The sequence below is a fragment of the Sulfurimonas sp. HSL3-1 genome (genome assembly GCF_039645995.1).
GTDB lineage: Bacteria > Campylobacterota > Campylobacteria > Campylobacterales > Sulfurimonadaceae > Thiomicrolovo > Thiomicrolovo diazotrophicus.
Window position 1 is genome coordinate 544,214 of sequence record NZ_CP147920.1, and the last position, 23,854, is coordinate 568,067.

Consider the following 23,854-nt stretch of genomic DNA (forward strand, 5'->3'; position numbering starts at 1 on the left):
TCTCTTCATCTTATTTATAGAAGGTGCCCTCTACAGCGCCAATCCTTCCTAATTCATTTTCCTATGACCGGCATTTCATTGAGTTTTTCAGAATGCAACGGTTTCGTACGTCTTTTTTCTTTCTCATCAAGGTAGCGGTCCCATTTGTCATAATAGTATTGTAGTGTGAACCATTTACGAAAATCAGATTCAGAGTCAGCTTCCTCCTCTGTCTTCTCTTCCGATTCCTCAGCGCCGCTTACTTTCGCCGAAGCATTCGTTTCCATCAGAGGCGCCGTATTATTATCAACTGTTTCTGGATCAGCAGTATCGACCGACGAGCGCTCCGGTTCGGCAACCGACTCCGGCTCGGTGTCGGACGGTGCAGCCGTCTCTTCCTCTTCTTCATAGGCACGCTGCAAAAAACCCTTTTTTTCAGGGTCGATCTTCCCTGAGGGGGTGATGGCATTGAGTTGAGTGTTCTGCGAGGGAGAGCTTGTGTCTATGTCAGTGGCACCTACCGTTACATGAAGGATACAACTTGCCAACATAATGGGCATAAAATGTTTCATACTTGTTTCCTTTGAGTTTTCTTGCATAGTATAGTTATATTAAACATAATCGAAGCTTTGGGAGAATGATAGACTTTTTTAATATTATCACAAAGCTATCAAGCCCGCTGTACAGGGGGTTTAGAGGGTGTAGAAATTTCTTTTGAATTACAGAATTTTTTAAGATTTGTGTGTTAGAATGGACGGCGACGAAACTTAAACATAGGTCAAGCTTAACTTGAAGGAGAATGAATGAAGTTAGTCAAAATGAGCCTGGCAGCAGCTATGCTGATGGGTGTTAGTGCGTTTGCGGTTGATAATGTTAAGATCAGCGGTGACGCTCAGGTTTTCTATAGCACATGGGATGCTGATGGTAAAGGTTATGATGCAGTAGCATCTGATCCGAGTGGTGCTCTTTTCGATAAAGACTCTTCTGCTGCAGATGCTGCGCTTCACCTGAGCGTTAGTGCTGATCTGCTGCCAATCGTTTCTGCCGGTGCTACTTATACGGCTATTTCAAGCCTCGGACTCGAAAACAACTTCGTTTCCAACGTTTGGGCAGGTTCTCACACTGCTGTAGCTGGAAACGGCAATAACTATGGTTCTGCTCTTGGCGGTGCTAAAGTTGAAAATGCAAGCTGGTTCAGCGAAGCATGGGCGGCGATCACTCTGGGTCACACAACGGCTAAAGTCGGTCGTATGGCACTCGATACTCCGATGGCGTTTACAGAGACTTGGTCTATCGAGCAGAACACTTTTGAAGCAGCTGTTCTTCTTAACCAAGACCTCCCGGATACAACACTGGTTGCTGCATACGTCGGTAACGGTAACGGTACAGAGTGGTACGGTGACAGCCCGGTCTTCGGCCCTGGTGTAAACACAAGTAACGTTTATCAGCTTGGTCTCGCGACAGGTGGTGTTGCGAACGCAGACGGTAAATTTGCTACATACGGTACAGACGGTGCATACGCATTCGCTATCGTCAACAACTCGTTTAAACCGCTGACGGTTCAGGCGTGGTACTATGACGTTACGCGTATGGCACAGGCTTACTGGATCCAGGCTGACCTGAATATGGAAGGCATCATGCTCGGCGGTCAGTACAACAGTACAGATACAGGCGACCTGACTACCCTGGATGCAAACACCGCTTATGCTGCGATGCTCGGTTATTCAACTGACGCGTTCACAGTCAAAGGTGCTTTCTCCTCTGTAAGCGATGACAACGGTATCGTGGGTGCAGCTTTCAATACTGCGACAGATCTTCGTTACGCTCAGTCTAAACTGTACACGGAAGCATGGTGGAATTACGGGTACGTTACACGCCCGGATACAACTGCCTTCAACGTAACGGCGACAGCTGCACTTAGCGGATTCGATCTCGGTGCGTTCTATACAAGCACGTCAACGAACAACGACTTCTTCTACGGTGGCGATGTTGACATGAGCGAACTGACTCTCTCTGCAGGTACAACACTGCTGGGCGCTCTTGATGCTACTCTCGTATACATTAACACTACTGCGGACGACCAAAACAACGGCGACGCTTACAACACTGTTCAGGCTTACCTGACACTGAACTTCTAATTCCGGAAGTTCTTCTTCCGCCTCCGGGCGGAACCCTTTCTTTTCTTTATTTCTTTTCCCGCTATAATTTTTCAACCCAACAAAAAGTACACGCTTTGAACCTACTCTTGCGCAAGGCAGGTTACCTGCTGCTGATGCTCCTGCTCATTACGATCATCTCTTTTTTGGCCATCCATGCTGCCCCCAACAGTTTTCTAAGCGGCGGAGAACTCAACCCGAACATGTCTGCAGAGGCCATCGATCGCCTCAAAGCCGTTTACGGGCTGGACAAGCCGCTCTGGCAGCAGTATACGGACTGGATTGTCAATATGACGCAGCTCGATTTCGGCATCTCCTTTGTCAGCGGGCAGGACGTGACCGCTGAGATCATGAAGCGTCTTCCGATCACGCTGGGGATCAATATCGTCTCCTTGCTGCTCGTCTTTGCTCTGTCGCTCTGGATGGGTATCAAGGCGGCAATGCGCTTTGAGCAAAAGGCGGACCATGCCATCCGACAGCTCTCACTGGTCTCGTTCGCGATGCCATCATTCTACCTGGCACTGCTGATGATCCTGCTCTTCAGTGTCGAGCTGGAGTGGCTGCCGATCACGGGGTTACACAGTATCGGCGGACCGGAAGAGGGGGCGGCCTACTGGCTTGATACGGCGTGGCACCTGATCCTCCCCGTATTCGTCATGGTCTTCCTGGCATTGGGGTCGATGACGGTCTATGTCCGCTCCCTGACGCTGGAGATTCTCAAAAGCGACTACTACTTCTTCGCAAAGGCAAGAGACCTGCCGGAACGGACACTCTTTCGGCGTTACATTTTGCCGAACCTGATGCCCCCCGTCATTACGCTTTTGGGGCTCTCATTGCCCGGGCTCATCGGCGGCAGTGTTATCCTGGAACAGATCTTCGGTATCGAGGGGATGGGGCAGCTCTTCTACCTGAGCGCACTGAGCCGAGACTATCCCGTTATTATGGGTATTCTGATGATCACGGCGTTTCTGACGCTGCTGGGAAATATGCTGGCGGATATGCTGCTGCTGAAACTGAACCCTTATGCAAAACGGGGATAGGTAGAACGCAGTAAAGCGATGTAAGGGGGAAGGGTGTTCCCACCCTTTGAAGCGTTTGTAGGAAACGCGGAGTTTATTCGCCGAACAGCGCTTCGAGAGAGGAGAGGTCCTCTTTCTTCTCTTCGGCAGGCATGCCCTCTTCGGTAGTCGCGGTTCCGCCCTGCTCGACGAGCTCGATGGCGTAGCCGGTGAGCATGGATGCCAGACGGATGTTGATACCGCTCTTGCCGATCGCTTTGGATTTCTGGTCGCTCGGCAGGGTGACGATGGCTTTTGCTTCGCTCTCTTCATCCTCCGGGTCGCCTTCGATCGTCACGGAGCTGATGATGGCAGGGCTCATCGCACGGGCGATAAAGAGTTCAGGAACGGAGGTGTATTCGACACAGTCGATGTTTTCGCCCAGCAGTTCGTCGCTGACGGCGTTGATACGGACCCCTTTGACACCGACGGTCGCGCCGACCGGGTCAACCTGCGGGTGAGTAGAAAGCAGGGCGATCTTGGCGCGTTCGCCCGGGATGCGCGCGCACTTTTCGACGATGACGAGTTTGTCGTTGATTTCGGGCACTTCGAGGCGGAGCAGCTCTTCGAGGAATTTCGGAGAGGTGCGCGACAGTTCGATGGAGATACCGTTGACCTTGTCGATGTTGACGCGGCGGACAACGGCGTTGACGACGTCGCCGACTTTGAAGTGCTCGCCCTTGATACGGCTTTTCATCGGAAGAACGGCTTTCACCTCTTCCATTTCGATGTAGGTGTTTTGCTTGCCGTCGACGCGGGTAACGCGTCCGGAGACGATGGTGCCGATCTTCTCTTTGTACTTGTTGTACAGTTCGTTCTCGACCATGCGCTGGATATGGAACTCGATTTCGCGGAACAGTGTTGCGGCCGCGGTACGGCCGTGGGATTCGATGTCGTGCTCGATCTGGAACTCGTCGCCGACTTCGACGTCGGGGTCAACCTCGGCCTTGGCACGGGTCAGGCCGATGTAGGCAGCGGCCTCTTCGCCTTCAAGGCGTTCGTCGTCATCTTCCACAACGGTAATGGTCTGGTAGACGCGGATGCTCTTTGTCTCAGGATCGATTTCCGCATCATAGGCGAACTCCGGGTTGACCAGGCGCTTGGCCGTCTGGATAAATGCCGCTTTGACCGCTTCTTTCACGTTTTCGGAGGAGAGCCCTTTTTCGTGTGCGATCGATTCAATAATGTCCAGAATATTTTCCATAACTATCCCTGTGTGTATTCGCTAGTCGTTCCATAAAAAAATGAGGTGTGATTGTTTTTTATAGAAGGGTAGTATTATACCCAAAAAACACTAAAGTTGCCACTAAGCATACAACTTAATGCATGCTTAATCAAACGCGGGCTATAATCGCGTCATTATTAATAGCGCTGATATGAGGCGGGAGAAAGGATGAGTATGGAGCTTAAAATCGCTCGCAGTCACACCGATAAGAAACCGAAGAAAGTTGATGTCGATAAGATCGAGGGAATGGTCGAAAAAGAGGGTTCTGTGATCCTTTACTTTGACCGTGAAAACTCGCACAAGGACCTGCTGGCACTGCAGGAACACTTCGAGAACGAAGGTAAAAGCGTTTATATGCGCGAAGTACGTTTCGGTCTTGCCGATAACGAATATATGTACGAAGTGCATATCCTCTAAGCCCTCCCGGGCACCCAAAGCATTCCTGTGAAAAAACTGTTTATCGAAACCCTCGGCTGTGCCATGAACGTCCGCGATAGCGAACATATGATCGCCGAACTCTCCCAAAAAGAGGATTATGCGCTGTGCGACACGGCCGAAGAGGCGGACCTGATCCTGATCAATACCTGTTCCGTCCGCGAAAAGCCGGTGCACAAACTCTTCTCCGAACTGGGCGCGTTCAACAAAAAGAAAAAGGCCGATGCGAAGATCGGCGTATGCGGCTGCACGGCCTCGCATCTCGGCGAGGAGATCATTAAAAAGGCCCCTTACGTCAACTTTGTTTTGGGGGCGCGCAACGTCTCCAAGATCACCGATGTATTGCACCGGGACAAGGCCGTTGAGACGGAAATCGATTACGACGAGTCCCAGTTCGCCTTCAGCGAGTTCCGCAGTTCGCCGTGGAAGGCTTTCATCAACATCTCTATCGGCTGCGACAAGCAGTGTACTTTCTGTATCGTGCCCAAGACCCGGGGCGACGAGATCTCCATTCCCGCCGACCTGATCGTTAAAGAGGCGGAGAAAGCGGCGGCAACCGGCGCCAAAGAGATCTTCCTGTTGGGGCAGAATGTCAACAACTACGGCCGCCGTTTTTCAGGGGAGCATGAGAAGATCAACTTTACCGAACTGCTGCGCCGCGTCAGCGCCGTCGAGGGGATCGAGCGTATCCGTTTTACCTCGCCGCATCCTTTCCACATGGATGACGAGTTTATCGGGGAGTTCGCCTCCAACCCGAAGATCTGCAAGTCCATCCACGTCCCGCTGCAGAGCGGCTCGACACCCATTCTCAAAGCGATGAAACGCGGCTATACCAAGGAGTGGTTCCTCAACCGCATCGAGAAGCTCCGGACGATGGTGCCTGATGTGAGCATCAGTACCGACGTCATCGTCGCCTTCCCCGGGGAGAGCGAGGCGGATTTCGAAGAGACGATGGAAGTCGTCCGCAAATCCTCCTTTGAGCAGATGTTCAGTTTCAAATACTCCCCCCGTCCCCTGACCGAAGCGGCGGAGTACAGCGAAACGGTCGACCCGGAGGTCGCATCGGAGCGCCTGATGCGCCTGCAGAGCATGCATGACGCGATGCTGGACGAAAAGTGCAAAGCGTATCTGGGCAGAACTTTCACCGTCTATTTCGAAGAACTGCGCAGCGACGGCTATGTGGCCGGGCGCAGCGACAACAACATTCTGATCAAAGTCAAAGGCAGCGAGGAGCTGCTGGGGCAGTTCGCGGACGTCCGCATTACCCAGACCTACCGCATGGGCCAGGTAGGGGAGCTGGTCGGCGAATAAGATGGCGGCAAAAACGAAGCGACAGTCGTTCAAGAAGGCGCTGCTTCAGAAGCTGGGTCTCTGGCTCCTCCCGCCGATCGGCGCCCTGCTGATCCGTGTTATCTATCATACCTCCAAAAAACAGTTCAACCTTCCGAAGCATGTGCCGGAGGACCCCGTCATTTTCGCCTTTTGGCACGGGGACCTGCTGCTGATGCCCTACCTCTACTACCGTTTCCGCAAGATCCCCAATGCCAACGTCATGATCTCGGACCATTTTGACGGCCGAATTATCGCGCAGGTGATGCGCTTTTTCCGCCTGGGCACCATCCACGGATCTTCCAACCGCAAGGCCGCGAAGGTGCTGATTGCGGCGATGCGCACCCTCAAAGCGGGGACGGATATCGGCATCACCCCCGACGGCCCCCGAGGACCGCGCTATGAAGTAGCGGACGGGATCGTCGCCATGGCGCAGAAGACCGGGGCGAAGGTCATTGTCTTCAACTGCGTGCCGAGCCGCTGCTGGCGTCTGAAGAGCTGGGACCGCTTCGTCGTTCCAAAACCTTTCGGCCGGTTGGCGTTCTACGCCTCCGAGCCGATCGATCTGAATGGGCTGGAACTGGACGCGGCCAAAGACGTGGTAAAATCGAAACTGATGGAACACGCACTGGAGTAGAAAAAATGACCAAAGCCGACCTCGTCCAAAACCGACTCGACTTTCTTGACTATCTATTGGATATCCGGGGTTATTCGGATCTGACGGTCAAGAGTTACGACGAGGCGCTCCGGGAGGCCCTCCCCCGGGTCGAAGTGGCGGATGAGTCAGGCATCTCGGTCGTCGACCTGATGCCCTACCGGCTGATGATCGCTTCGCAAAAGCCCAGGACGATCGCGAAGAAACTCAGCGCCTGGCGCAGCTACATCGCCTACCTGAAAAAACAGGGGCAGGCGGTGGAACTCCGCGCGGACGAAAGCATCAAAGTCCCCAAAACTCTTCCCAAACCTGTCTCTCACTCGCATATCATGGAAGCCCTCGCGGTTGCCGAACCGGAGGAACGGCTGGTGGTGGTCCTGCTCTATACCCTCGGGCTGCGCCTTTCGGAACTGCACGGCTTAAGCCTCGACCAGATCGGCCGGGAGTGGGTGCGCATTCGCGGAAAGGGAGACAAGGTCCGCGATGTTCCGCTGCCGCCTGCCGCCTCTGAGGCGATAGCGGCCCACCGGCAAACGTGTGCTCCACGAACTTTCCTTTGCGAGTGTAACGGTAGGCGTTTAAGCGAAAATAGTTTAAGATATCTCGTTAACAGGGCCTTTGCGCGGGTCGGCCTGAAGGTGACACCGCATCAGCTCCGCCATGCCTATGCGACCGAACTGCTCAATCATGATGCCCGGATCGCCGACGTGAGCGAACTGCTGGGCCATGCGTCGATGGCAACGACGCAGATCTATACGAAACTGGGCAGTGCCCTAAAAATGAAGCATTACCGGATCGCCCATCCGCTGTGCAAGGAAACCGATGGCATTGGCTGATTTTCTCGCCCGCTTTTATGACAAGGTCTTCATCGGCCTCTATGCGCATAACGACACGCTGCAGATCGGTGTCATGACGCAGACGAGACGCGGAGAGGTTCAGGTGCGGCAGCGGGTATTCTTCGCCGGCCTGGACGAAGAGGCAATCGCCTTTTTGCAAGAAGCGGTTGATCGTACGCCCTATAACTACATCGCCGTACTGACCGATCATGAACGGTGCGGTGCTTTGCCGACCTGTTCACTCTCCAAGGCGAAGGAGATGGCTCCGATCGTCGAGCGGAGCCGGACGCTCTGTATCGATGAAGAGTGGATGAACTACTGCGACGAAGAGGTGCTTTACGGTATCCAGGCGGGATATGCGGATCTGGCACCCGATGCCATTTACACTCCCTTTGCCGTGCTGCATGCCTATTTCGAATCGACAATGGCGGGTGCGCATGCGCTTTATGTGCTGATTACGTCCGGGGGGATGAGCCTTGCGGTTGTCAAAGAGAGCCATTTGCGTTTCGCGGAGCAGTATCGCTGTGACGGGAACGGTTCCGCGGCGCCGATGGTGGAGAAAATCACGACGACGCTTGATACCTACTATGGCAAACCGTGCTGCCGCGGAGAATTTGTCGAGGCCGTTTATATCCTCGACGCCACCGGGTCGGGAGAGGAACTTGCAGCGGCCTTGGAAGAGACGTTGCTGGTCGAGGCGCAGAACCGCATGGTCGATGCCGCCGCGCTTTGCGCACAAACGTGTATGAAGGAGAACGGCTATGGATTATAGTTTTATTGATCAGGCGGTCAAAAGCCCCTTTACAGCCGCTGTCCGCCGGGTGTGGGTCGGCGGGGCTATCCTGGTCGCTCTCCTGTTGGCGGCATCGGCTTCCTTACACCTGATGAACGGGGAGCTGCGCACTGCAGCGCAGAAAGAGCAGCATGCCCAGGGGACGATCCTGTTGCAGACGGCGCAGCTGCAGGCCCAGCAGGCGCAGTTCACGAAGAAAAAGGTGGTGTGGCAGCAGATCGTGGCCATGGACAAGCTCCTGGCGGATCAGCTCTATGATCTGCTCGACCGCATTCCCGACGACGCCGTGCTGTCGCGTTTCGCGTATGATGAGAAGCAGATCCTTTTTGAAGGGACATGCCGCCGTTTCGACGCACTGAAGGCGGACCTCGAGCGGGGGCTTTCGGGACGCTATGTTCTGGCCTCCGCCTCGGAGAGATCCGGTAGGTTTACTCTCCGGTTCAACGTGACGGGAGGGTTGCAGTGATGCTGAGACGCCAGAGTACGAGCTTTGAACTGACCCTTTCGCTTTTCGCGGTCATTTTCCTGATCCTCGGCGTGACGATAGGTGTGCTGATCCCGGAGACGAAAGCTTACCTGCAACTCCAGGATGACGTCCAGCGTGCGGTGGAGCACAGCGACAGGCTTCAGATGGAATATGACCGCCTTTATGAAGCAAAAGAGCAACTGGCCGCGGAAGATACCCGGCTTTCGGAGCGTTTCGAGAACAGTATTGATGCTACACAGCTTCAGGCGTGGGTTGCAACGGTACTGGGCGATGCCACGGTGAGCGTAACGGCAACGGATGGAGGGTTTGAGATCGCGGCGCGGGTGAAAACCCCGATGGCATTTTATACGCTGATCGGCAGCCTCGATACGGCACCATGGGTTTTGAAGGTCGGGCCTTCTGTTTCCATGCAGGCCGACCGCGGGGCGGTACGGGTCACGTTCGCGCTTCGCCCTTTGCCGCATCCAGCGCGCTCTTCACGGCGTTAAAGTACGCCTTGTTCGCACAGAGATAGGGGCGGACGCTCGCGCCGATCCCCAGCACTCTGCACTCCTCACGGAAGGCTTTCGGCATCGTTCGCGCTGTCAGCGGCGTCACCAAGGTACATTGCGGTGTGATGCTCAGTGCGTAACGGCGCCCGATGAGCAGATCGTTTTCGGTTATCATCCGCTCTTTTTCCCCCTGGCGGAGCAGGTACCCCCTCTGCTTCAACCAACGGTCGACGGCGCGCATCAGCGCCGTACGTTCCTGCCGACCGGTATACATCAGTAACTCCGTCTCGATGGTGGGACGGGGCAGCGGCGGCAGGGCCGCTGCATCGCGGCTGAGAAACTCCAGCGAGTTTTGAATTCCGCTGCGGTATTGCTCCAGCAGCGGTCCCGCATACTGTTCCCGGAAGCGGTTGCGTTTATAGCGCGGGTCACCGTTGGAATTGTCTTGATAGTAGCGGTAGCCTTGCGTGTCCAGCCAGGATCGCAGGTCGTTTTTTGTGCTACTTAGTAAAGGGCGGACTAGCCGGTATCCCTTACGCTGTGTGACCGGGGCCATCCCCAGCAGCTCGGGCAGCCCGGCCCCCTTGCACAACTGCATCAGCAGCCACTCCAGCCGGTCATCGAGCTGGTGTGCCGTCAGCAGGACGTCATAACCGTACGCCTCCATCAAAGTGTCAAAGAAACCGTACCGGATGCGGCGGGCCTCCGCCTCGAAGTTTTCGGAGATCTCACCGCAGTCGTGAACGTAGCACTGTTTGCCGTACTGTGCGGCGAGTGCGCGGGCATGGTCGGCCTCTGCATCGCTCTGTTCGCGGGTATGGTAGTTGACGTGGGCGATATCGAAGGGGATTTTTTCGTGCAGCAGCAGGTAAAACAGGGCGGTGGAGTCAATGCCGGCGGAGAACGCCAGCAGGTTTTTTCCCTTCGCTAGGAGCGGAAGGGTTTTGGCCTCAAGCATGGCCCGTAACGGTCGCCGTCAGTGTCCCTCCGACGAGTTCGGTAATCTTGGCGCGGTAGGGGACACCGAAGGAGAGCTCTTCGTCGAGGGCGTTGTCGTTGACGTAGATCTCGCCGTCGATCTCGGGGGCCCAGCGCAGGTCGCGAGCACTAAGGAGGTATTCGTGCTCGTCGCTTTCGCCGTCGATAACAAGGGTGATCTCGCGGCCGACCATCTCCTGGAGGGAGGCGAGCTTCGCCTCTTCGGCGATGGCGCCCAGGATCTCGGCGCGTTCCGCAATGATCTCCGGGGCGACCTTGTCCGTACGCTCAAAAGCGCTTGTCCCCTCTTCGTCGGAGTAGGCGAAGACGTTGATACGGTCAAAACCGAAATCACGGGCGTAGTCGCACATTGTCTTGAAGCTTTCCTCTGTTTCGCCGGGATGGCCGACGATGAAGCTGGTGCGTACGAAACTCTCCGGCAGCCGGCGCATGTAATCGAGCAGCTTCCCCGTCTGCTCCCGGCCGGCACCGCGTTTCATGATCTTAAGCATGGCGTCGTCGATATGCTGGATCGGCATATCGAAGTAGTTATGGAAGGTCTTTGACTTCGCGATCGTCTCCAGTAGCTTCATCGATGTCGTCGTGGGATAGAGGTAGAGGATACGTGCGCTTCTGACCCCCTCGATCAGCTCGATGCGCTTGATGAGGTGGACAAGCCCGTCCTTGAAACCCTGATCACGCAGGAAGGAACTGGAATCCTGGGAGATGAAACTGAAGTCGTAGTACCCTTTCTTCACTAACCCCTCGACTTCGGCGGCGATGCTCTCAAGTGTCCGGGAGTGGAGCTTGCCCTTAAAGGAGGGGATCGCGCAGAAAGAGCAGCTCTGGTTACACCCCTCTGAGAGTTTAACGTAGGCGTGGTAAGTCGAGCCGGTGACAACGCGCTCGGCGCCGTCGATGAGGTAGACTTCGTCGCTGAAGCGGCTCTGCTTTGCCGCCAGAAGCTCGTCGATCTTGTCATAGTCGCCGACGCCGGTGAAGATGTCGACTTCGCTGAGCTCTTTGCTCAGCTCCTCTTTGTAGCGTTCGCTGAGGCAGCCGGCCATGACGAGTACCGAATCCTCTTTACGGCCGGCATCGAGGCTCAGGACCGTATTGAGGGACTCCTCCTTTGCCGCATCGATGAAGCCGCAGGTGTTGACGATGATGACGTCGGCGTCTTCGCTCTGATGGGTCAGCTCATATGATTGTAGCCGTCCCATCATGACTTCGGTGTCGACAAGATTCTTGGTGCATCCCAACGAGACGATATGCAGTTTTTTTGTACTCATGCTTTGCCTGTGAGAGGGCACAGCGGTTTTCCCTGTGCCCTTTATTATAATTACGCAATTATAGCGAAAGGAGACGCGTGGAGTTTGATGTAGCCATTCTCGGCGGCGGCGCGGCGGGTCTGATGGCCGCGGCACGCCTGAGCGAACGGGGCGGTCTCTCCGTCTGTGTCATTGAGGGCAATGCGAAACCCGGGGCGAAAATCCGCATCAGCGGGGGCGGGAAGTGCAACCTCACCAATGTCTCGGTCTCCGAAAACAACTATCTTGGGGATGAGATATTGGTGAGGAGCATCCTGAAACGTTTTGACGAGCATGCCTTGCTGAAATGGGTGCGGGCGCGGGGGTGTGAGCCGGTTGTCCGTAAAAAGCGCTACTATTTCTGCCCCCGCAGCGCACAGGAGATGATCGATATCCTGGTGAACTCTGCCATCGAAACACGTTTTTTTCTCGGCGACAGGATCGAGTATGTCCGAAAAGAGCAGGGAGGGTTTCTTGTCACGACGGACAAGCGGACCCTGAGCGCGCGCAACGTCATTGTCGCGACGGGCGGCGTGAGCTACGCCTCCGTCGGGGCGACGGATGTCGGCATGAAGGTTGCGGAAAGCTTCGGGATCGAAACGGTGCCGTTCCGTCCGGCACTGGCGGGGATGACCCTGCAAAAAGAGCAGTTCTGGATGAAGGCGCTGACCGGAATCAGTTTCCCGGTCACGATAAGCGTGGGAGAGAAGCGTCTGCGCGAAGATATGCTCTTCGCCCACCGGGGCATCAGCGGCCCCGCCGTTTTGTCAGCGTCGCTTTACTGGGAGAAGGGGACGCTCTCGATCGACTTTCTTGACGGCCGGTCGGTCGAAAGCCTGCTCAAAGGGGGAGGTAACAAAAAGATCGCCACCGCCTTGCCCTTGCCTAAACGTTTTGTAACAGAGTTCCTCGCCGTACTGGGGGTGGATGACAAGCCCTGCAGCAGCGTGACCCCGGAAGAAAAAACGGCGCTGCAGGCTTTTAACGCCTATACGTTCGCTCCGGCAGGAACCTTCGGTTTTACGAAAGCGGAAGTGAGCAAGGGAGGGGTCGCCTGCGGCGCGCTGCAGCCCTTCTCGTGCGAGAGCAGGGCGGTGAAGGGGCTCTACTTTGTCGGGGAGGTCGTTGACGTGACGGGGGAACTCGGCGGCTACAACTTTCAGTGGGCCTTTGCCAGCGGACGTTGCGCGGCGGATCACATCGGGGGCGGTTTAAAGTTGCGTTAAAATCGCAGTGGGTATAATCAGGGAAACACAGCAGGTGTTATACTGTAGTAAAAGGTGTACTATGCTTAAAAAAATCATGCTGCCGGCGTTATTGGTTCTGGGAATGAATGCCTATGCCGAGGACGCAAAAGGTCTTCTCGGTGTGGAAGTCGGTTATATTAATACGAAGTACAACACGCCGGGGACCGCGGGTACGGAAACAAGTCAAGTGGGTATGATGTCGGGCGGTCTGAAATTGGGGGCGGAGAGCCGCCACTACCGCGTATTTATCGACAGCAGTTTCTGGTATGCGGATGACCAGTACAAGAAAGCCGGCAAGGTCGGCGGGGCACTGCAGTATCTTCTGCCGATCGGGGATGTGTTCAATATTTTCATGGGCCTCAACGGTGGTGTGATTAACTCTGCTGGCGATACGGACGTTGATCCCTACTACGGTGCGGACCTCGGTTTCAACCTTAACCTGAGCGAAAGTTTTGGTATCGAAGTGGGCGGACGCTTTTGTGATGTGGCGAACTCGAACAAAGATAAGGTTATTACAGACTTTGTACAGGGATACGTCTCTGCAATCTTCAAATTCGACAGCGATTATTAATGCGCTGTCAGTGCAGCGGTAGCTCCGCTGCACTGCATCTACAAGCATTTTTTCATAATGCGACGGTTTCCTCCTCTGTCTCAGAGGAACAGTAACAAGCTATCGGGACCGTACTTTCCATCACGATTCAGGAACATAGAATGATTCGAAAAAGCGCTTTGGGGCTTTTACTCGCTGTCGGTCCGTATATCATGGCCAAAGAGAACAGCTTCTCCTCCATTTTTGGTGTGGAAGCAGGTTATATTGATACGAACTATAATGCTCCCGGGTCGGCGGGGGGCGTGTCCGAAAACGTTTCAACAGGGTATGTCGGTTTGAAGCTGGGCGGCGAGGAGGGTGCCGTCCGATTTCTGCTCGACGGCGCTATCTGGCACACTGACGATTACAACTACGCCGGACGTATCGGCGGATCACTGCAGTACGTCTACCGTATGGCCAAAACATTCGATCTCTTTTTCGGTGCGGCCTTCGGGGGTGCGAATTCCGTTGGTCGGACGAACGTCAACCTCTATTACGGCGCGGAAGGCGGGCTTGATGTGGCTCTTTCTGGAGGGTGGTGGCTGCAGGCAGGCGGACGGTATGGCGATGTCGACGAAGGGAGCGATGATCAATGTATCCGTGACTTTTCTCAACTCTTTCTGGCCGTCATCTATAAGTTCGGAGAGAGGCAATAGATGCTCCGTTGCAATGAAATGCCAAAGGGATACTTCCGATGATCGAAACGCCGTATGTAAGTGTCGACGGCATCGTTGAGCTCTTTGACAGTGAGGGGTGTTTTGTCGGCATCGTGCTGATATCGCGGAAAAACCCACCTTATGGTTGGGCTCTCCCCGGCGGATTCGTCGATATCGGTGAAACGGTCGAACAGGCGGTGTGCCGCGAGATGCATGAAGAGATCAGCCTGGAGGTGCAGGTGGATCGGCTGCTGGGGGTCTATTCGGATCCTGCCCGCGATCCGCGTTTTCATACGGTATCGGCCGTCTTTGTCTGTCGGGCAACGGGGGTGCCTATGGCGGCCGACGATGCGAAAGAGGTTCGGGTCGTATCCCGGGATGAAGCGCACGCATTGCCGCTGGTCTTTGATCATCAGCGCATCATGGAAGACTACCTCTCAGGGAAGCAGTGCGTGACCGACTGAGCCGTCGCCATCGATGCCTCAGAAAGGAGTGGCTATAATGGCGTAATTTTTTTCAAGGCGATAGCGATGTTGACATTTAGTGACCTGCTGCTCAAACTGCAGCAATTTTGGAAAGAACAAGGCTGTAATATCGTGCAACCCTACGATATCCCGGCCGGCGCGGGGACCTTCCACCCCGCGACTTTCCTCCGTTCGCTTGATTCGACGCCGTGGTCGGTGGCTTATGTCGCCCCCAGCCGCCGTCCGACGGACGGGCGCTACGGCGAGAATCCCAACCGCCTGGGAAGCTACTACCAGTTTCAGGCCCTGATCAAGCCGAGCCCGGACAATATCCAGGAACTTTATCTCAAAAGCCTGGAGTACCTTGGACTGAATCTCCAAGAGCACGACATCCGTTTCGTCGAGGATAACTGGGAATCTCCGACACTCGGGGCCTGGGGCCTTGGCTGGGAAGTCTGGCTCAACGGGATGGAGGTGACGCAGTTTACTTACTTCCAGCAGGTCGGCGGTGTCGCCTGCGACCCCGTCGCCGTCGAGATTACCTACGGCACGGAGCGCCTGGCGATGTATCTTCAGGGCGTCGATACGGTCTTTGACATCGTCTGGAACGAAAACGAATTCGGCAAAACACTCTACCGCGATATCCACAAAGAGGGGGAGATCGAGTTCTCCAAGTACAACTTCGAAGTGGCGGACACGGCGATGCTCTTTGCCGACTTCGATGCGAAGGCTGCGGAGTGCAAGCGTGCCCTCGATGCGGAACTTCCCCTGCCGGCCTACGACCTCTGTATGGCGGCCAGCCACACCTTCAACACACTCGACGCACGCAAGGCGATCTCCCAGACCGAACGCGCCAACTACATCCTCAAGATCCGTGAACTGGCCAAGGGGTGCGCGGAGCTCTACAAAGCCCAGGAAGCGGAGCGGCTGGCACGCGTAAAGGCGTAACCCCACTTTCATGAAACTCATCGGCCAGATCGAGAAGATCTTCTACGAGGACGAGGGGTTCTTTGTCGGCGTACTTGGGACGGGCGAAAAGATCAGCGGCCACTATTTCGAGAGCAGTGTCGCCAGCATCGAAAACGCAGCAGTCACCCTTGAGGGCGAATACGTCGAGCATCCCAAATACGGCCGTACCTTCAAATTCCATACCCTCAACGTCAACCAGCATGAACTTTTTTTCTTTCTCAACCGTGTCGTGAAGGGATTCCCAAAGAAGGTGACCGCGGAGCTGATCGAGCGCTTCGGCGAAGCGGGCCTCATTGACATCCTCGACAACGATATCGAAAAACTGACGGAATTCGCGGGGATAAAACAGAAGCGGTTGGAACGGATCCAGGGGCGCTGGAAGCAGTTCCGTTCCATGCGGGAATTGGGGAGCCTTCTGGCCCCCTACGACGTGACCCCCGCCATGTTGACGACGATTGCCGGGGCGATGAAAGAGGTTAAGGACCCTGTTGCGGCAATCCGGAAGAATCCCTATGTTCTGACGAATGTGGAGGGAATCGGGTTTAGGCGCGCCGATGAGCTGGCACTGAAGATGGGCGTCGATGCAGGCGACGAACGGCGTCTTGCCTGTGCCATGGAGTACGCGATCGCGCAGCGCTGCGAACGTGAAGGCAATAGCTGCCTGGGCAAAGCGGAGCTGTTCGCGGAGCTGGATACCCTGCTACAGGAGGGTGCCGTGTCGCAGCGTTACGAAGCTGTGTTGGCGGAGCATATCGCGGAGGAGTCGATCCGCCCGTTGAACGGGGAGCTGCTCGCACCTGTCCGGTTGTACGAGGCCGAACGCTTCATTTATGAGGAGTTCCGTCGCCGTTTGAAACGGCGCGACGAACCTTTAACGCGGGATCTCGAGGCTTTTCTGGCGAAGGCGTCCTTTACGCCGGGGGCGGAGCAGCGCGAAGCGCTCGAGACGCTTAATGGGGGAACGCGGCTGCTCTGTCTGGTAGGGTATGCCGGGACGGGGAAGAGTACGACGGCGAAGCTGCTGCTGGACCTCCTGGCACTGCGGCATGGACGTGAACAGGTGATCACCTGTGCGCTCAGCGGGATTGCGTCGCAGCGCATCGGAGAGGTGAGCGGGTATGAGAGTGCGACGATTCAGAGCCTGTTGGTGCGCTTCGAAGAGCGCGACTATATGCCCTACAAGGTCGTCCTCATAGATGAAGCCTCCATGATCAACGCGCCGCTTTTCGCCCGGCTGCTCAGCAAGTGCCACCGCGATGCGACGCTCATCATTGTCGGCGACGACGCACAGCTCCCGCCGATCGGTGCGGGGGATGTGCTGGGTGACATCATCCGTTTCAAACTGATGCCGGTGGTGACGTTGACGAAGATCTACCGCCAAAGCGAGACACAGGCGATCCCGGCCATCGCCGATGCCGTGCGACACAGCGAGATCCCCGCACTTTTCGGTGAGTACGACGACTTCCGTTTCCTGCCGATCGCTTCGCGGGAGTTTCCCGACCGTGAGGCGCATGCCGGTGCGGTGCTGGCTGCCCTGGCGGAAGCGGCGGTGGGCATGATCCCGGTCTGCCGCGAACACCTGAAAGCCAAAGAGCTCTATCCCTATCTGACGGCTTTCCAGGTGATCAGCCCGATGAAGGGCGGGACCCTCGGCACCGAAAACCTCAACCGGGTGCTGCAGGGTTACTTCAACCCCTCTCCCCGCCAGACGGTTCAGCGGGGCGACAGACGGTTTGCACTGATGGATAAGGTCGTTCACACGAAAAACGACAATATGCCCGCCTGGAGCCAGGAGGGGTACAAAGCGGAAGCCCCTTCGGAGAAGCACCGTATTTTCAACGGGATGCTGGGGCTGCTGTTCCGGATCGACGAGGAGGCGGAGCAGGTCTACGTCGTCTATCCTCTGGAGGAGATGGTCGTCTGCTACGACTACACACAACTCACCTCCCATCTGATGCTTGCCTACGCCCTGACCGTGCACAAAGTCCAGGGAATGGAGTACGGCACTGTCGCGATGCCGCTGACCTTCAGTCACTATGCGATGCTGGACCGGAAACTGCTCTATACGGCGATCACCCGTGCGAAAGAGCACTGCTTGATCGTCGGTGAGACGGACGGGTTTGCACGTGCCCTGCTTCGGGGGGAAACCGTATCGCGCCGAACGGTGCTGCAGTATCTGGCAGACGTGCAATAGAAGATTCGGGGTTCAGCGCAATGCATTAGGCTGACCGAAACTGCAGAATGTGCGGGTGGGGACTATTCGCCGATGCCTTTGAAATAGTGCCGGGCGTCGGGCAGACTTTTACGGGGAATCTGCACAAGCAAGGGGCTCTTTGCCGGGTCGAGCCAGCGGATGATCGTTGCGAGCGCCTCTGCCGGCATCGACGTGCATCCGGCCGTACCGGCACCGGCGCCTCTTTCGATATGCAAAAAGATACAGGAGCCGCGCCCGGCTTCGGCTCCCCTGTTGTGTTCGACAACGACCCCCTGCCGGTAAAGCCCGTCCTCCCTCCGCATCCACTCAAAACTTCCGAAGGCGTGTCCCGGCCGAACGCGGATAATGCGGTTATAGGCTTCTGCGCGGCTGTCGTCGACGCAAACGAGGTCCGGCGTGGCCCGGAGGTAGGGCATGGCTGACGCGGTTTTGTCGGCATAGCCGAAGACCGGACCCAGGGCAAAGATGCCCGCGGGTGCCCGACCGTCCCCTTCATGTTTGACCGGGTCGGAGGGGGCGTGGGGCAGCGCTATGGTCCCGATACCCCAGCCGAGTCCGTTTTGACCGAGGTTGACAGGAACCCTTTCGCCGACCGGTTCCCATCCGCCGGAAACAGCGGTGTAACGCTGCAGGAGTGCAGTGGAACGGTCCATGTCTTCCGCCACGACAAGCAGAAGCTGGTCGTGCGCGTAAACTGTCACACTTATCACATAAGAAAACAGATAAATCATATTTGCAAAACGTAACATCTCGTGGTACACTTACCTCATAACGATAAAATGGTGATTACATCATAACATAGACGGCAGGGACGCAGATGAATTTGAGTGTCAGAAAAGCGACGGAAAATGACGCCGATATCGTAGCAGACGCTATGCTTACAAGCTCGAGGGCCGGGAAGAAGATCGGTATTTTTGACCTGATTTTCGAAACGTCGGATAACGGGGCTTTGAAAGAGCATCTGCGTGCTTTGGCGCTGTCTACAACCAAAAGCTACTGCCATTACAGCAATTTTCTTCTTGCGGTGTCCGGCGGTGCCGTGGCCGGAACGATCTGCGGGTATGAACCCCGGGTGGCGACCCATGACGTCTTTACGAAAGCATTGGCCGAATTGGGCGTCGATGAAGGCTACCAGGAAAGGATCGCTACTTTTCTGCTGGTCAAACCGGAGATTGACCGCCAGACCTGGGTCGTGGATTTTATGACAGTGAATGAGGGGTACAACCCCCTTACCGTCTTTGCGGAGTTGATCAAAAAGAGCCTGCTCTCCGCGCGATTGAAAGGTTACCGGAAGGCACAAACGATGGTGGAAATAGGCTCTTCGGACGCGCAGATCCTTTATGAAAAGCTTGGCTTCGAAGTGATGGACGAGAAGCGAAGCGAGCTTTACGACGATCAGTTCGGGCGGGCCGGTATCAAACGACTGCAGATGGCCCTGTGACCTACACGCCTGACGTTTTTTCACTGCTGCCGCCTGTTGCGGCAATCGTGCTGGCTCTGCTGACACGGCAGGTGCTGCTCTCCCTGGCGGTCGGCACCCTGGCCGGGATTCTGGTCTATACCCATTTCGATCCGGCAGCGGCTGTCATCGAAATAGGAGCGCTTTTTGCCGGGCTCTTTACGACGCCGTGGATATTAAAGACCCTCGGATTCGCCGTTTTGGTGGGATCGGTCATGGAGCTTGTGCGGCGATCGGGCGGGATTGACGGGTTCGTCCATCTGCTACAGGAGCGTTACAAGATGCTCCGTTCCCGGCGCGGCGCGCTGCTGCTGGTCTACGTGACAGGGCTTGTCATTTTCATTGAATCCTCAATTACCTCTTTGATCGCCGGTGCCATCGGCAGACCCCTGGCGGGGCGTTTCGGGTTCAGCCGCGAAAAACTGGCCTACGTTTGCGACTCCACGGCGGCACCAGTCTGTTCCCTGCTCGTTATCAACGGCTGGGGGGCGCTGTTGCTGGGGCTGATTACGACGCAGATCGCCGCGGGCTATCTCTACGGGGATGCGGTCAATATCCTTGTCCATTCGGTGGTGTTCAACTTCTACGCCATGATTGCACTCGTGCTAACCTTTTCGGTGATCTGGTTTGAGTGGGATATCGGGCCGATGCGACGCTGCAGTGCAGAGCATGGGCCCTATGAACAGGAGGGACGGCACGGTGATGCTTCCTTGATGATCGTTCCGTTGCTGCTGATGGTGGCAGGGGTTTTCCTTTTCTTATGGATTTCCGGCGGCGGCGATCTGCTCAAAGGAAGCGGAAGCAGTGCCGTTTTCTATACGATGCTGTTGACGTTGGGCGGGATCGCGCTGCAATACCGTCTGAAACAGGCTATATCGTGGCAGGAGTACTGGGACGCAGCCGTCAGCGGAGCGCGTGCACTGATCCCGATCGCCGCGATCTTGCTATTCGCTTTCGCGATCGGGAAGGTGATCGATCTGGTCGGGACCGGAAGCTACCTTGCCGGTTTCTTGGAGGAGGGGATGGCCCATGCCTGGCTTCCCGCTGCCGTCTTTGTACTGGCCTCGATCATGGCGTTTGCGACGGGGACAAGCTGGGGAACGTTCAGCGTGATGCTGCCCATTGCCGTGGTAATGGGGGCCGCGGGGGAGAGCTATATGCCGCTGCTGATCGGTGCCGTGATCTCCGGCGGGGTGTTCGGGGACCACTGTTCTCCTATTTCCGATACGACGATCATCTCTTCCCTCGCGGCGGGGTGTGATCACATCGACCATGTACGGACTCAATTGCCCTATGCACTGCTGGCCGGAGGCGCAGCGCTTCTGATGTTCCTGGCGGTAGGATACGGTATCGAAGGGATTTAGGAGGAGAGGAGTTCGAAGCCTTCCGCTTTTTTGGCGGAGATGATGTTGAGCGAACTGAGCAAAGCCTCTTTTTTGCTGCTGAAGTAATGCTTTTTGGATGATTTTGAACAGTGAAGCCCGCAGTGGTGGATAACAAGATAATCGTTGAATAGCGTCGGGTAGAGGACGATCTTGTAGTAGGAGAGGGACCGGTTGTTTTTGCGTACCAGGGTCATTTTCCGCATTCCTGTTCGGTTTTGTTCATTGTAGCGGATTTGTTTTCAAAATGCAAAAAAACGGGGAAGAACACGGCAGGAGCCGACGCGGAGAAAAAGGATCTATTCGTTGTCGGGAGCAGCGGCAGCAGTGTGGAAGGCTCCGCTATCGATATAGTGCAGCAGGGCTTTTGGGTAGACGGGCGGGATGGAAACGGTGAGCTCGCCTTTGGGCCCCAGGAAGAGCAGGGTCATTTCCGTCTGGGCTGCTGCTTCAAGCCACTCCCTCGGTACGCTGATGTAAAAGTTGTCGTAATAGAGCCCGTCACGGATTTGGGAGGTATAAGGGAAAACATCATGCTGCTTTCCGGCAGTATCGATGGCTTTTTTGAACCCGCCCCAGGCAGTTGCCCTGAGACTGAAAAGGAGGAGATAGCGCGTGGGAATGATGTCGGTCACTTCGCCCGCATCGTCCAGGGTGAGTTGGACGGTAAAAGTCGTACTGATGGCCGCACGCTCTCCCAGAAAACGGGGGGAGGAGAGCCGGCTTGGCGGCACGATACTGACAAGGTTGCTTTCCGGATAGGAGACCTGCATGTGCTCAAGAAGATACGCTTCCGTCATGGGGTCGGGCACGGACTCCGGCACCGGTTTTTTGACACAGCCCGTAACAAGCAGGATAATAAGAAGCGGGAGTAACCGGATGAGCGTTCGTTGCATTGTCGACAATTTTACCATATCCTGATACAATCAACCGTATGAAGAATGCGACAATCCTGCTGCTCGAAGACGATACGGCCCTGCATGAAACCCTGAGTGAATACCTTGAAGAGGAGGGGTTTGACGTAGTCGGCTGTTTCGACGGCGAGAGCGCGGAAGATCAGCTTTATGAGCGCACCTTCGATCTTCTGATTCTGGATGTCAACGTCCCGGGAAAGAACGGTTTCGAGGTACTGAGGGAGGCGCGGGAACGCGGTGTTGAGACCCCGGCGCTTTTCCTGACGACGCGCGACAGCGCCGCCGATGCGGAACGGGGGTTCGAGAGCGGTGCGGATGACTATGTCCGCAAACCTTTTTCGCTCAAGGAGCTGCTGCTGCGGGTCCAGAGCATGCTCCGCCGCCGCTTCTCCCACCCCGTGAGCGAAAAGATGGATCTAGGGAGCGGGTTGGCCTTTGACCTGCAAAACGCACTGCTCTACGACAACGGGGAACCGGTCAAACTGGCCGAAAAACCGCGAAAACTCCTGGAACTGCTGCTGCAGCGCCGCGGTGACGTCGTGACCCACGAAGTGATCAACGCGCACCTTTGGGGCTTTGACGAGAGCCCCAGCGAGGAGGCGCTTCGCACCTACATCAAAACCCTCAGGAGTGCTGTTGGCAAAGACCGTATCATCAGTCACAAACGTACGGGCTATCAGTTTCGCTGAGAACCGGACGTTCCGCGCTTTTGTCCTGCTCTATACCCTGATGGGGCTTGCCATCCTGGCACTGCTGGGGTTGCTTTACTTTCAGACCTCCAAGGCGGAAATGCTCTCATCACACCGATTGGCGATGCAGCTCGAAGGGGAGAGCTACCTGCCGAACCTGATCAGATGGATGCAGGGAGAACGGGCGGACTTTCCGGAGGACCCCGCCTACGACACGGCCTTTTATCTTGGGGGCAAACGGGTCGGAGGCAATCTGCCGATGCCGCCGCCGGATTTCGCACCCGGTATTCACGAAAGCACCGGCATGATCTACCTGATCATACCGATGGGTTCCTACGGACTCAAAGACGGCAAAACGGTGATGATGACGGTGGACGACGGGCTGTGGCGTCAGCTCTATTGGCGCAGCGCGGCCATGTATGGCGCGATTTTGTTTGTGCTGCTGCTGTTGACCGGGGTGGGACTGTCACGACTTTTCCTCCGTCCGATGAAAGAGGCGGTGGCGCTGCTCGACAGTTTTATCAAGGATACGACCCATGAGCTCAATACGCCGGTGACGGCCATCCTGACGAATGTCGAGCGTCTTGATACGGCGGCACTGGATGAAAAACAGCGTAAAAAGATCGCCCGCATTGAAACGGCCGCGCGGACGATCGGGTCGATTTATGATGATCTGACCTTTCTGCTGCTGCGCCGTGATGTACGTATCGAAGACGTTCCGATTGATATGGAGGCTTTTGTGCATGAACGCCTGGAGTATTTCCAGACTCGTTTTGATGCGAAAGGGTTGAAGCTTGATATCAGTGTCAGTGCACCGATGGGGGTCGTCATGGACCGTACACTGGCAGCGCGCCTGATAGATAATCTGCTCTCAAATGCGGTCAAATACAGTGACAGGGAGACGAAAGTATCGGTAGAGATCGGGAGGAATGTTCTGCAGATCGCCAATACCGGGGTACCGATCCCCGAAGCGAAACTCTCTCATATATTTGAGCGCTTCGCCCGGGCCGACGAGAGCCGGGGCGGTTTTGGTATCGGCCTTCACCTTGTCGCACAGATTGCAGCGCGCTACCGTATCCGCATCGCGGTGGAAACGGAGGGGAAAGTGACGGCGTTCAGGCTTACTTGGCCCCGATGAATTCGGCGATCGTTTTGATCTGCGTCTCGTCCAGGGAGGCAGCCTGCCCCTTCATCAGCGCTTTCATCGATCCGCCGTATGTTCCGTCCTTGTAGCCGTTGAGGGCAGTTTCGATCTCGGCGGGTGTCATCGTGTTGATGACTTTGCTTTTACCCAGGGCATGTTTTTCGCCGTTGGCACCATGACAGGCGGCACATTTATTAAAGAGAGCTTGTCCGTCCGCCGCGCTGAGCGCGACACCGAGGATGGTGATGAGTAACAGTGACTTTTTCATTGTGTATCTCCTAATGTTTTGATACAGGCAGTATAGAAAATCATTGTGGAGGGATTGTGAAGCCTAGGAAAGTGGCAAATAATCTGCCGGCTGATGAAAAATTGCCCGTATACTCAACGCCTTTAT

27 protein-coding genes are annotated in these 23,854 nt (G+C 55.9%); 19 read left to right on the forward strand and 8 right to left on the reverse strand.

Annotated features, from left to right (window positions below; translation table 11 throughout):
* Positions 1–53 precede the first annotated feature (53 nt).
* On the reverse strand, positions 54–551 hold the full coding sequence (locus tag WCY31_RS02805; protein ID WP_345973044.1) for a hypothetical protein: 498 nt from the start codon (positions 549–551) through the stop codon (positions 54–56).
* 231 nt (positions 552–782) lie between these two features.
* On the opposite strand from WCY31_RS02805, the gene WCY31_RS02810 reads away from it, so the two are divergent.
* Together WCY31_RS02810 and WCY31_RS02815 are read left to right on the forward strand one after the other, a co-directional pair.
* Positions 783–2,117: a hypothetical protein gene (locus WCY31_RS02810; protein ID WP_345970737.1), complete on the forward strand. Its 1,335-nt coding sequence runs from the start codon at positions 783–785 to the stop codon at positions 2,115–2,117.
* Positions 2,118–2,212: 95 nt separating this feature from the next.
* The gene (locus WCY31_RS02815; RefSeq protein ID WP_345973045.1) at positions 2,213–3,175 is read left to right on the forward strand and encodes an ABC transporter permease; all 963 of its coding nucleotides are present in this window, start codon (positions 2,213–2,215) and stop codon (positions 3,173–3,175) included.
* A 73-nt stretch (positions 3,176–3,248) separates the two neighbouring features.
* On the opposite strand, the gene nusA is transcribed toward WCY31_RS02815, so the two are convergent.
* The gene (gene nusA, locus WCY31_RS02820; protein WP_345970739.1) at positions 3,249–4,397 is read right to left on the reverse strand and encodes a transcription termination factor NusA; all 1,149 of its coding nucleotides are present in this window, start codon (positions 4,395–4,397) and stop codon (positions 3,249–3,251) included.
* Between the two features lie 195 nt (positions 4,398–4,592).
* On the opposite strand from nusA, the gene WCY31_RS02825 reads away from it, so the two are divergent.
* The 7 genes from WCY31_RS02825 to WCY31_RS02855 are packed head-to-tail and all read left to right on the forward strand — an operon-like array spanning position 4,593 to position 9,441.
* Positions 4,593–4,835 (forward strand): HP0268 family nuclease, encoded by a 243-nt coding sequence (locus WCY31_RS02825; protein WP_231020309.1) that lies wholly within the window; start codon positions 4,593–4,595, stop codon positions 4,833–4,835.
* 21 nt (positions 4,836–4,856) lie between these two features.
* Positions 4,857–6,164 carry a tRNA (N6-isopentenyl adenosine(37)-C2)-methylthiotransferase MiaB gene (miaB, locus tag WCY31_RS02830; protein WP_345971509.1) on the forward strand — a complete coding sequence of 436 codons (1,308 nt, stop codon included), beginning with the start codon at positions 4,857–4,859 and terminating at the stop codon, positions 6,162–6,164.
* Position 6,165: 1 nt separating this feature from the next.
* Entirely contained in the window at positions 6,166–6,819 is a 654-nt protein-coding gene (locus WCY31_RS02835; RefSeq protein ID WP_345973046.1) for a lysophospholipid acyltransferase family protein, read from the forward strand.
* Positions 6,820–6,824: 5 nt separating this feature from the next.
* Positions 6,825–7,673, forward strand: coding sequence for a tyrosine-type recombinase/integrase (locus tag WCY31_RS02840; RefSeq protein WP_345973047.1), 849 nt, complete (start codon positions 6,825–6,827; stop codon positions 7,671–7,673).
* Complete coding sequence (locus WCY31_RS02845; RefSeq protein WP_345973048.1) at positions 7,660–8,445, forward strand: hypothetical protein; 786 nt, start codon at positions 7,660–7,662, stop codon at positions 8,443–8,445. Before WCY31_RS02840 ends, WCY31_RS02845 begins: the two co-directional genes overlap by 14 nt.
* Complete coding sequence (locus WCY31_RS02850) at positions 8,435–8,932, forward strand: hypothetical protein (RefSeq protein WP_345970743.1); 498 nt, start codon at positions 8,435–8,437, stop codon at positions 8,930–8,932. The genes WCY31_RS02845 and WCY31_RS02850 overlap by 11 nt, the downstream gene beginning before the upstream one ends.
* Positions 8,932–9,441, forward strand: coding sequence for a cell division protein ZapB (locus WCY31_RS02855; protein ID WP_345970744.1), 510 nt, complete (start codon positions 8,932–8,934; stop codon positions 9,439–9,441). Before WCY31_RS02850 ends, WCY31_RS02855 begins: the two co-directional genes overlap by 1 nt.
* On the opposite strand, the gene tilS is transcribed toward WCY31_RS02855, so the two are convergent.
* The gene (tilS, locus tag WCY31_RS02860; RefSeq protein ID WP_345973049.1) at positions 9,389–10,402 is read right to left on the reverse strand and encodes a tRNA lysidine(34) synthetase TilS; all 1,014 of its coding nucleotides are present in this window, start codon (positions 10,400–10,402) and stop codon (positions 9,389–9,391) included. The two genes, WCY31_RS02855 and tilS, sit on opposite strands and share 53 nt — an antisense overlap.
* A complete protein-coding gene (gene rimO, locus WCY31_RS02865) occupies positions 10,395–11,714 on the reverse strand; it encodes a 30S ribosomal protein S12 methylthiotransferase RimO (protein ID WP_345973050.1) in 1,320 nt (439 codons plus the stop codon). Before rimO ends, tilS begins: the two co-directional genes overlap by 8 nt.
* Before the next feature lie 77 nt (positions 11,715–11,791).
* On the opposite strand from rimO, the gene WCY31_RS02870 reads away from it, so the two are divergent.
* The 6 genes from WCY31_RS02870 (at position 11,792) to WCY31_RS02895 (ending at position 17,851) form a co-directional block, all read left to right on the forward strand.
* A complete protein-coding gene (locus WCY31_RS02870; protein WP_345973051.1) occupies positions 11,792–12,958 on the forward strand; it encodes an aminoacetone oxidase family FAD-binding enzyme in 1,167 nt (388 codons plus the stop codon).
* Positions 12,959–13,019: 61 nt separating this feature from the next.
* On the forward strand, positions 13,020–13,550 hold the full coding sequence (locus WCY31_RS02875; RefSeq protein WP_345973052.1) for a hypothetical protein: 531 nt from the start codon (positions 13,020–13,022) through the stop codon (positions 13,548–13,550).
* A gap of 140 nt (positions 13,551–13,690) precedes the next feature.
* Positions 13,691–14,224, forward strand: coding sequence for a hypothetical protein (locus WCY31_RS02880; RefSeq protein ID WP_345970749.1), 534 nt, complete (start codon positions 13,691–13,693; stop codon positions 14,222–14,224).
* Between the two features lie 38 nt (positions 14,225–14,262).
* Positions 14,263–14,688 carry an NUDIX hydrolase gene (locus tag WCY31_RS02885; RefSeq protein WP_345973053.1) on the forward strand — a complete coding sequence of 142 codons (426 nt, stop codon included), beginning with the start codon at positions 14,263–14,265 and terminating at the stop codon, positions 14,686–14,688.
* A gap of 66 nt (positions 14,689–14,754) precedes the next feature.
* Entirely contained in the window at positions 14,755–15,636 is an 882-nt protein-coding gene (gene glyQ, locus WCY31_RS02890; RefSeq protein WP_345970752.1) for a glycine--tRNA ligase subunit alpha, read from the forward strand.
* Between the two features lie 10 nt (positions 15,637–15,646).
* Positions 15,647–17,851 carry an AAA family ATPase gene (locus WCY31_RS02895; protein WP_345973054.1) on the forward strand — a complete coding sequence of 735 codons (2,205 nt, stop codon included), beginning with the start codon at positions 15,647–15,649 and terminating at the stop codon, positions 17,849–17,851.
* A gap of 62 nt (positions 17,852–17,913) precedes the next feature.
* Here the strand turns inward: WCY31_RS02895 and WCY31_RS02900 are convergent, their stop codons facing one another.
* Positions 17,914–18,573, reverse strand: a complete 660-nt coding sequence (locus WCY31_RS02900) for a hypothetical protein (protein WP_345973055.1) — start codon at positions 18,571–18,573, stop codon at positions 17,914–17,916.
* Between the two features lie 116 nt (positions 18,574–18,689).
* Between WCY31_RS02900 and WCY31_RS02905 the strand changes: the two genes are divergently transcribed.
* Positions 18,690–19,313, forward strand: coding sequence for an acyl-CoA acyltransferase (locus tag WCY31_RS02905; RefSeq protein WP_345973056.1), 624 nt, complete (start codon positions 18,690–18,692; stop codon positions 19,311–19,313).
* Entirely contained in the window at positions 19,310–20,695 is a 1,386-nt protein-coding gene (locus tag WCY31_RS02910; RefSeq protein ID WP_345973057.1) for a Na+/H+ antiporter NhaC family protein, read from the forward strand. The genes WCY31_RS02905 and WCY31_RS02910 overlap by 4 nt, the downstream gene beginning before the upstream one ends.
* On the opposite strand, the gene WCY31_RS02915 is transcribed toward WCY31_RS02910, so the two are convergent.
* Together WCY31_RS02915 and WCY31_RS02920 are read right to left on the reverse strand one after the other, a co-directional pair.
* On the reverse strand, positions 20,692–20,910 hold the full coding sequence (locus tag WCY31_RS02915) for a hypothetical protein (protein WP_345973058.1): 219 nt from the start codon (positions 20,908–20,910) through the stop codon (positions 20,692–20,694). The genes WCY31_RS02910 and WCY31_RS02915 overlap by 4 nt on opposite strands.
* 102 nt (positions 20,911–21,012) lie before the next feature.
* A complete protein-coding gene (locus WCY31_RS02920) occupies positions 21,013–21,609 on the reverse strand; it encodes a hypothetical protein (RefSeq protein ID WP_345973059.1) in 597 nt (198 codons plus the stop codon).
* A 38-nt stretch (positions 21,610–21,647) separates the two neighbouring features.
* Between WCY31_RS02920 and WCY31_RS02925 the strand changes: the two genes are divergently transcribed.
* Together WCY31_RS02925 and WCY31_RS02930 are read left to right on the forward strand one after the other, a co-directional pair.
* Complete coding sequence (locus tag WCY31_RS02925; protein WP_345973060.1) at positions 21,648–22,316, forward strand: response regulator transcription factor; 669 nt, start codon at positions 21,648–21,650, stop codon at positions 22,314–22,316.
* Positions 22,264–23,454 (forward strand): HAMP domain-containing sensor histidine kinase, encoded by a 1,191-nt coding sequence (locus WCY31_RS02930; protein WP_345973061.1) that lies wholly within the window; start codon positions 22,264–22,266, stop codon positions 23,452–23,454. Before WCY31_RS02925 ends, WCY31_RS02930 begins: the two co-directional genes overlap by 53 nt.
* Here WCY31_RS02930 and WCY31_RS02935 read toward each other — a convergent pair.
* Entirely contained in the window at positions 23,438–23,728 is a 291-nt protein-coding gene (locus WCY31_RS02935) for a c-type cytochrome (RefSeq protein ID WP_345970760.1), read from the reverse strand. The genes WCY31_RS02930 and WCY31_RS02935 overlap by 17 nt on opposite strands.
* Positions 23,729–23,854: the final 126 nt, after the last annotated feature.

What these genes read in the sequence shown, in the direction of transcription:
- WCY31_RS02880 (WP_345970749.1), top strand. Translation starts at nt 13,691, where the DNA reads ATGATTCGAAAAAGCGCTTTGGGGCTTTTACTCGCTGTCGGTCCGTAT.
- nusA (WP_345970739.1), bottom strand. Translation starts at nt 4,397, where the DNA reads ATGGAAAATATTCTGGACATTATTGAATCGATCGCACACGAAAAAGGG.
- WCY31_RS02905 (WP_345973056.1), top strand. Translation starts at nt 18,690, where the DNA reads ATGAATTTGAGTGTCAGAAAAGCGACGGAAAATGACGCCGATATCGTA.
- WCY31_RS02875 (WP_345973052.1), top strand. Translation starts at nt 13,020, where the DNA reads ATGCTTAAAAAAATCATGCTGCCGGCGTTATTGGTTCTGGGAATGAAT.
- WCY31_RS02915 (WP_345973058.1), bottom strand. Translation starts at nt 20,910, where the DNA reads ATGACCCTGGTACGCAAAAACAACCGGTCCCTCTCCTACTACAAGATC.
- WCY31_RS02825 (WP_231020309.1), top strand. Translation starts at nt 4,593, where the DNA reads ATGGAGCTTAAAATCGCTCGCAGTCACACCGATAAGAAACCGAAGAAA.
- WCY31_RS02850 (WP_345970743.1), top strand. Translation starts at nt 8,435, where the DNA reads ATGGATTATAGTTTTATTGATCAGGCGGTCAAAAGCCCCTTTACAGCC.
- WCY31_RS02805 (WP_345973044.1), bottom strand. Translation starts at nt 551, where the DNA reads ATGAAACATTTTATGCCCATTATGTTGGCAAGTTGTATCCTTCATGTA.
- rimO (WP_345973050.1), bottom strand. Translation starts at nt 11,714, where the DNA reads ATGAGTACAAAAAAACTGCATATCGTCTCGTTGGGATGCACCAAGAAT.
- WCY31_RS02835 (WP_345973046.1), top strand. Translation starts at nt 6,166, where the DNA reads ATGGCGGCAAAAACGAAGCGACAGTCGTTCAAGAAGGCGCTGCTTCAG.
- WCY31_RS02840 (WP_345973047.1), top strand. Translation starts at nt 6,825, where the DNA reads ATGACCAAAGCCGACCTCGTCCAAAACCGACTCGACTTTCTTGACTAT.
- WCY31_RS02920 (WP_345973059.1), bottom strand. Translation starts at nt 21,609, where the DNA reads ATGCAACGAACGCTCATCCGGTTACTCCCGCTTCTTATTATCCTGCTT.
- WCY31_RS02885 (WP_345973053.1), top strand. Translation starts at nt 14,263, where the DNA reads ATGATCGAAACGCCGTATGTAAGTGTCGACGGCATCGTTGAGCTCTTT.
- glyQ (WP_345970752.1), top strand. Translation starts at nt 14,755, where the DNA reads ATGTTGACATTTAGTGACCTGCTGCTCAAACTGCAGCAATTTTGGAAA.
- WCY31_RS02845 (WP_345973048.1), top strand. Translation starts at nt 7,660, where the DNA reads ATGGCATTGGCTGATTTTCTCGCCCGCTTTTATGACAAGGTCTTCATC.
- WCY31_RS02935 (WP_345970760.1), bottom strand. Translation starts at nt 23,728, where the DNA reads ATGAAAAAGTCACTGTTACTCATCACCATCCTCGGTGTCGCGCTCAGC.
- tilS (WP_345973049.1), bottom strand. Translation starts at nt 10,402, where the DNA reads ATGCTTGAGGCCAAAACCCTTCCGCTCCTAGCGAAGGGAAAAAACCTG.
- WCY31_RS02925 (WP_345973060.1), top strand. Translation starts at nt 21,648, where the DNA reads ATGAAGAATGCGACAATCCTGCTGCTCGAAGACGATACGGCCCTGCAT.
- WCY31_RS02855 (WP_345970744.1), top strand. Translation starts at nt 8,932, where the DNA reads ATGCTGAGACGCCAGAGTACGAGCTTTGAACTGACCCTTTCGCTTTTC.
- WCY31_RS02810 (WP_345970737.1), top strand. Translation starts at nt 783, where the DNA reads ATGAAGTTAGTCAAAATGAGCCTGGCAGCAGCTATGCTGATGGGTGTT.
- WCY31_RS02895 (WP_345973054.1), top strand. Translation starts at nt 15,647, where the DNA reads ATGAAACTCATCGGCCAGATCGAGAAGATCTTCTACGAGGACGAGGGG.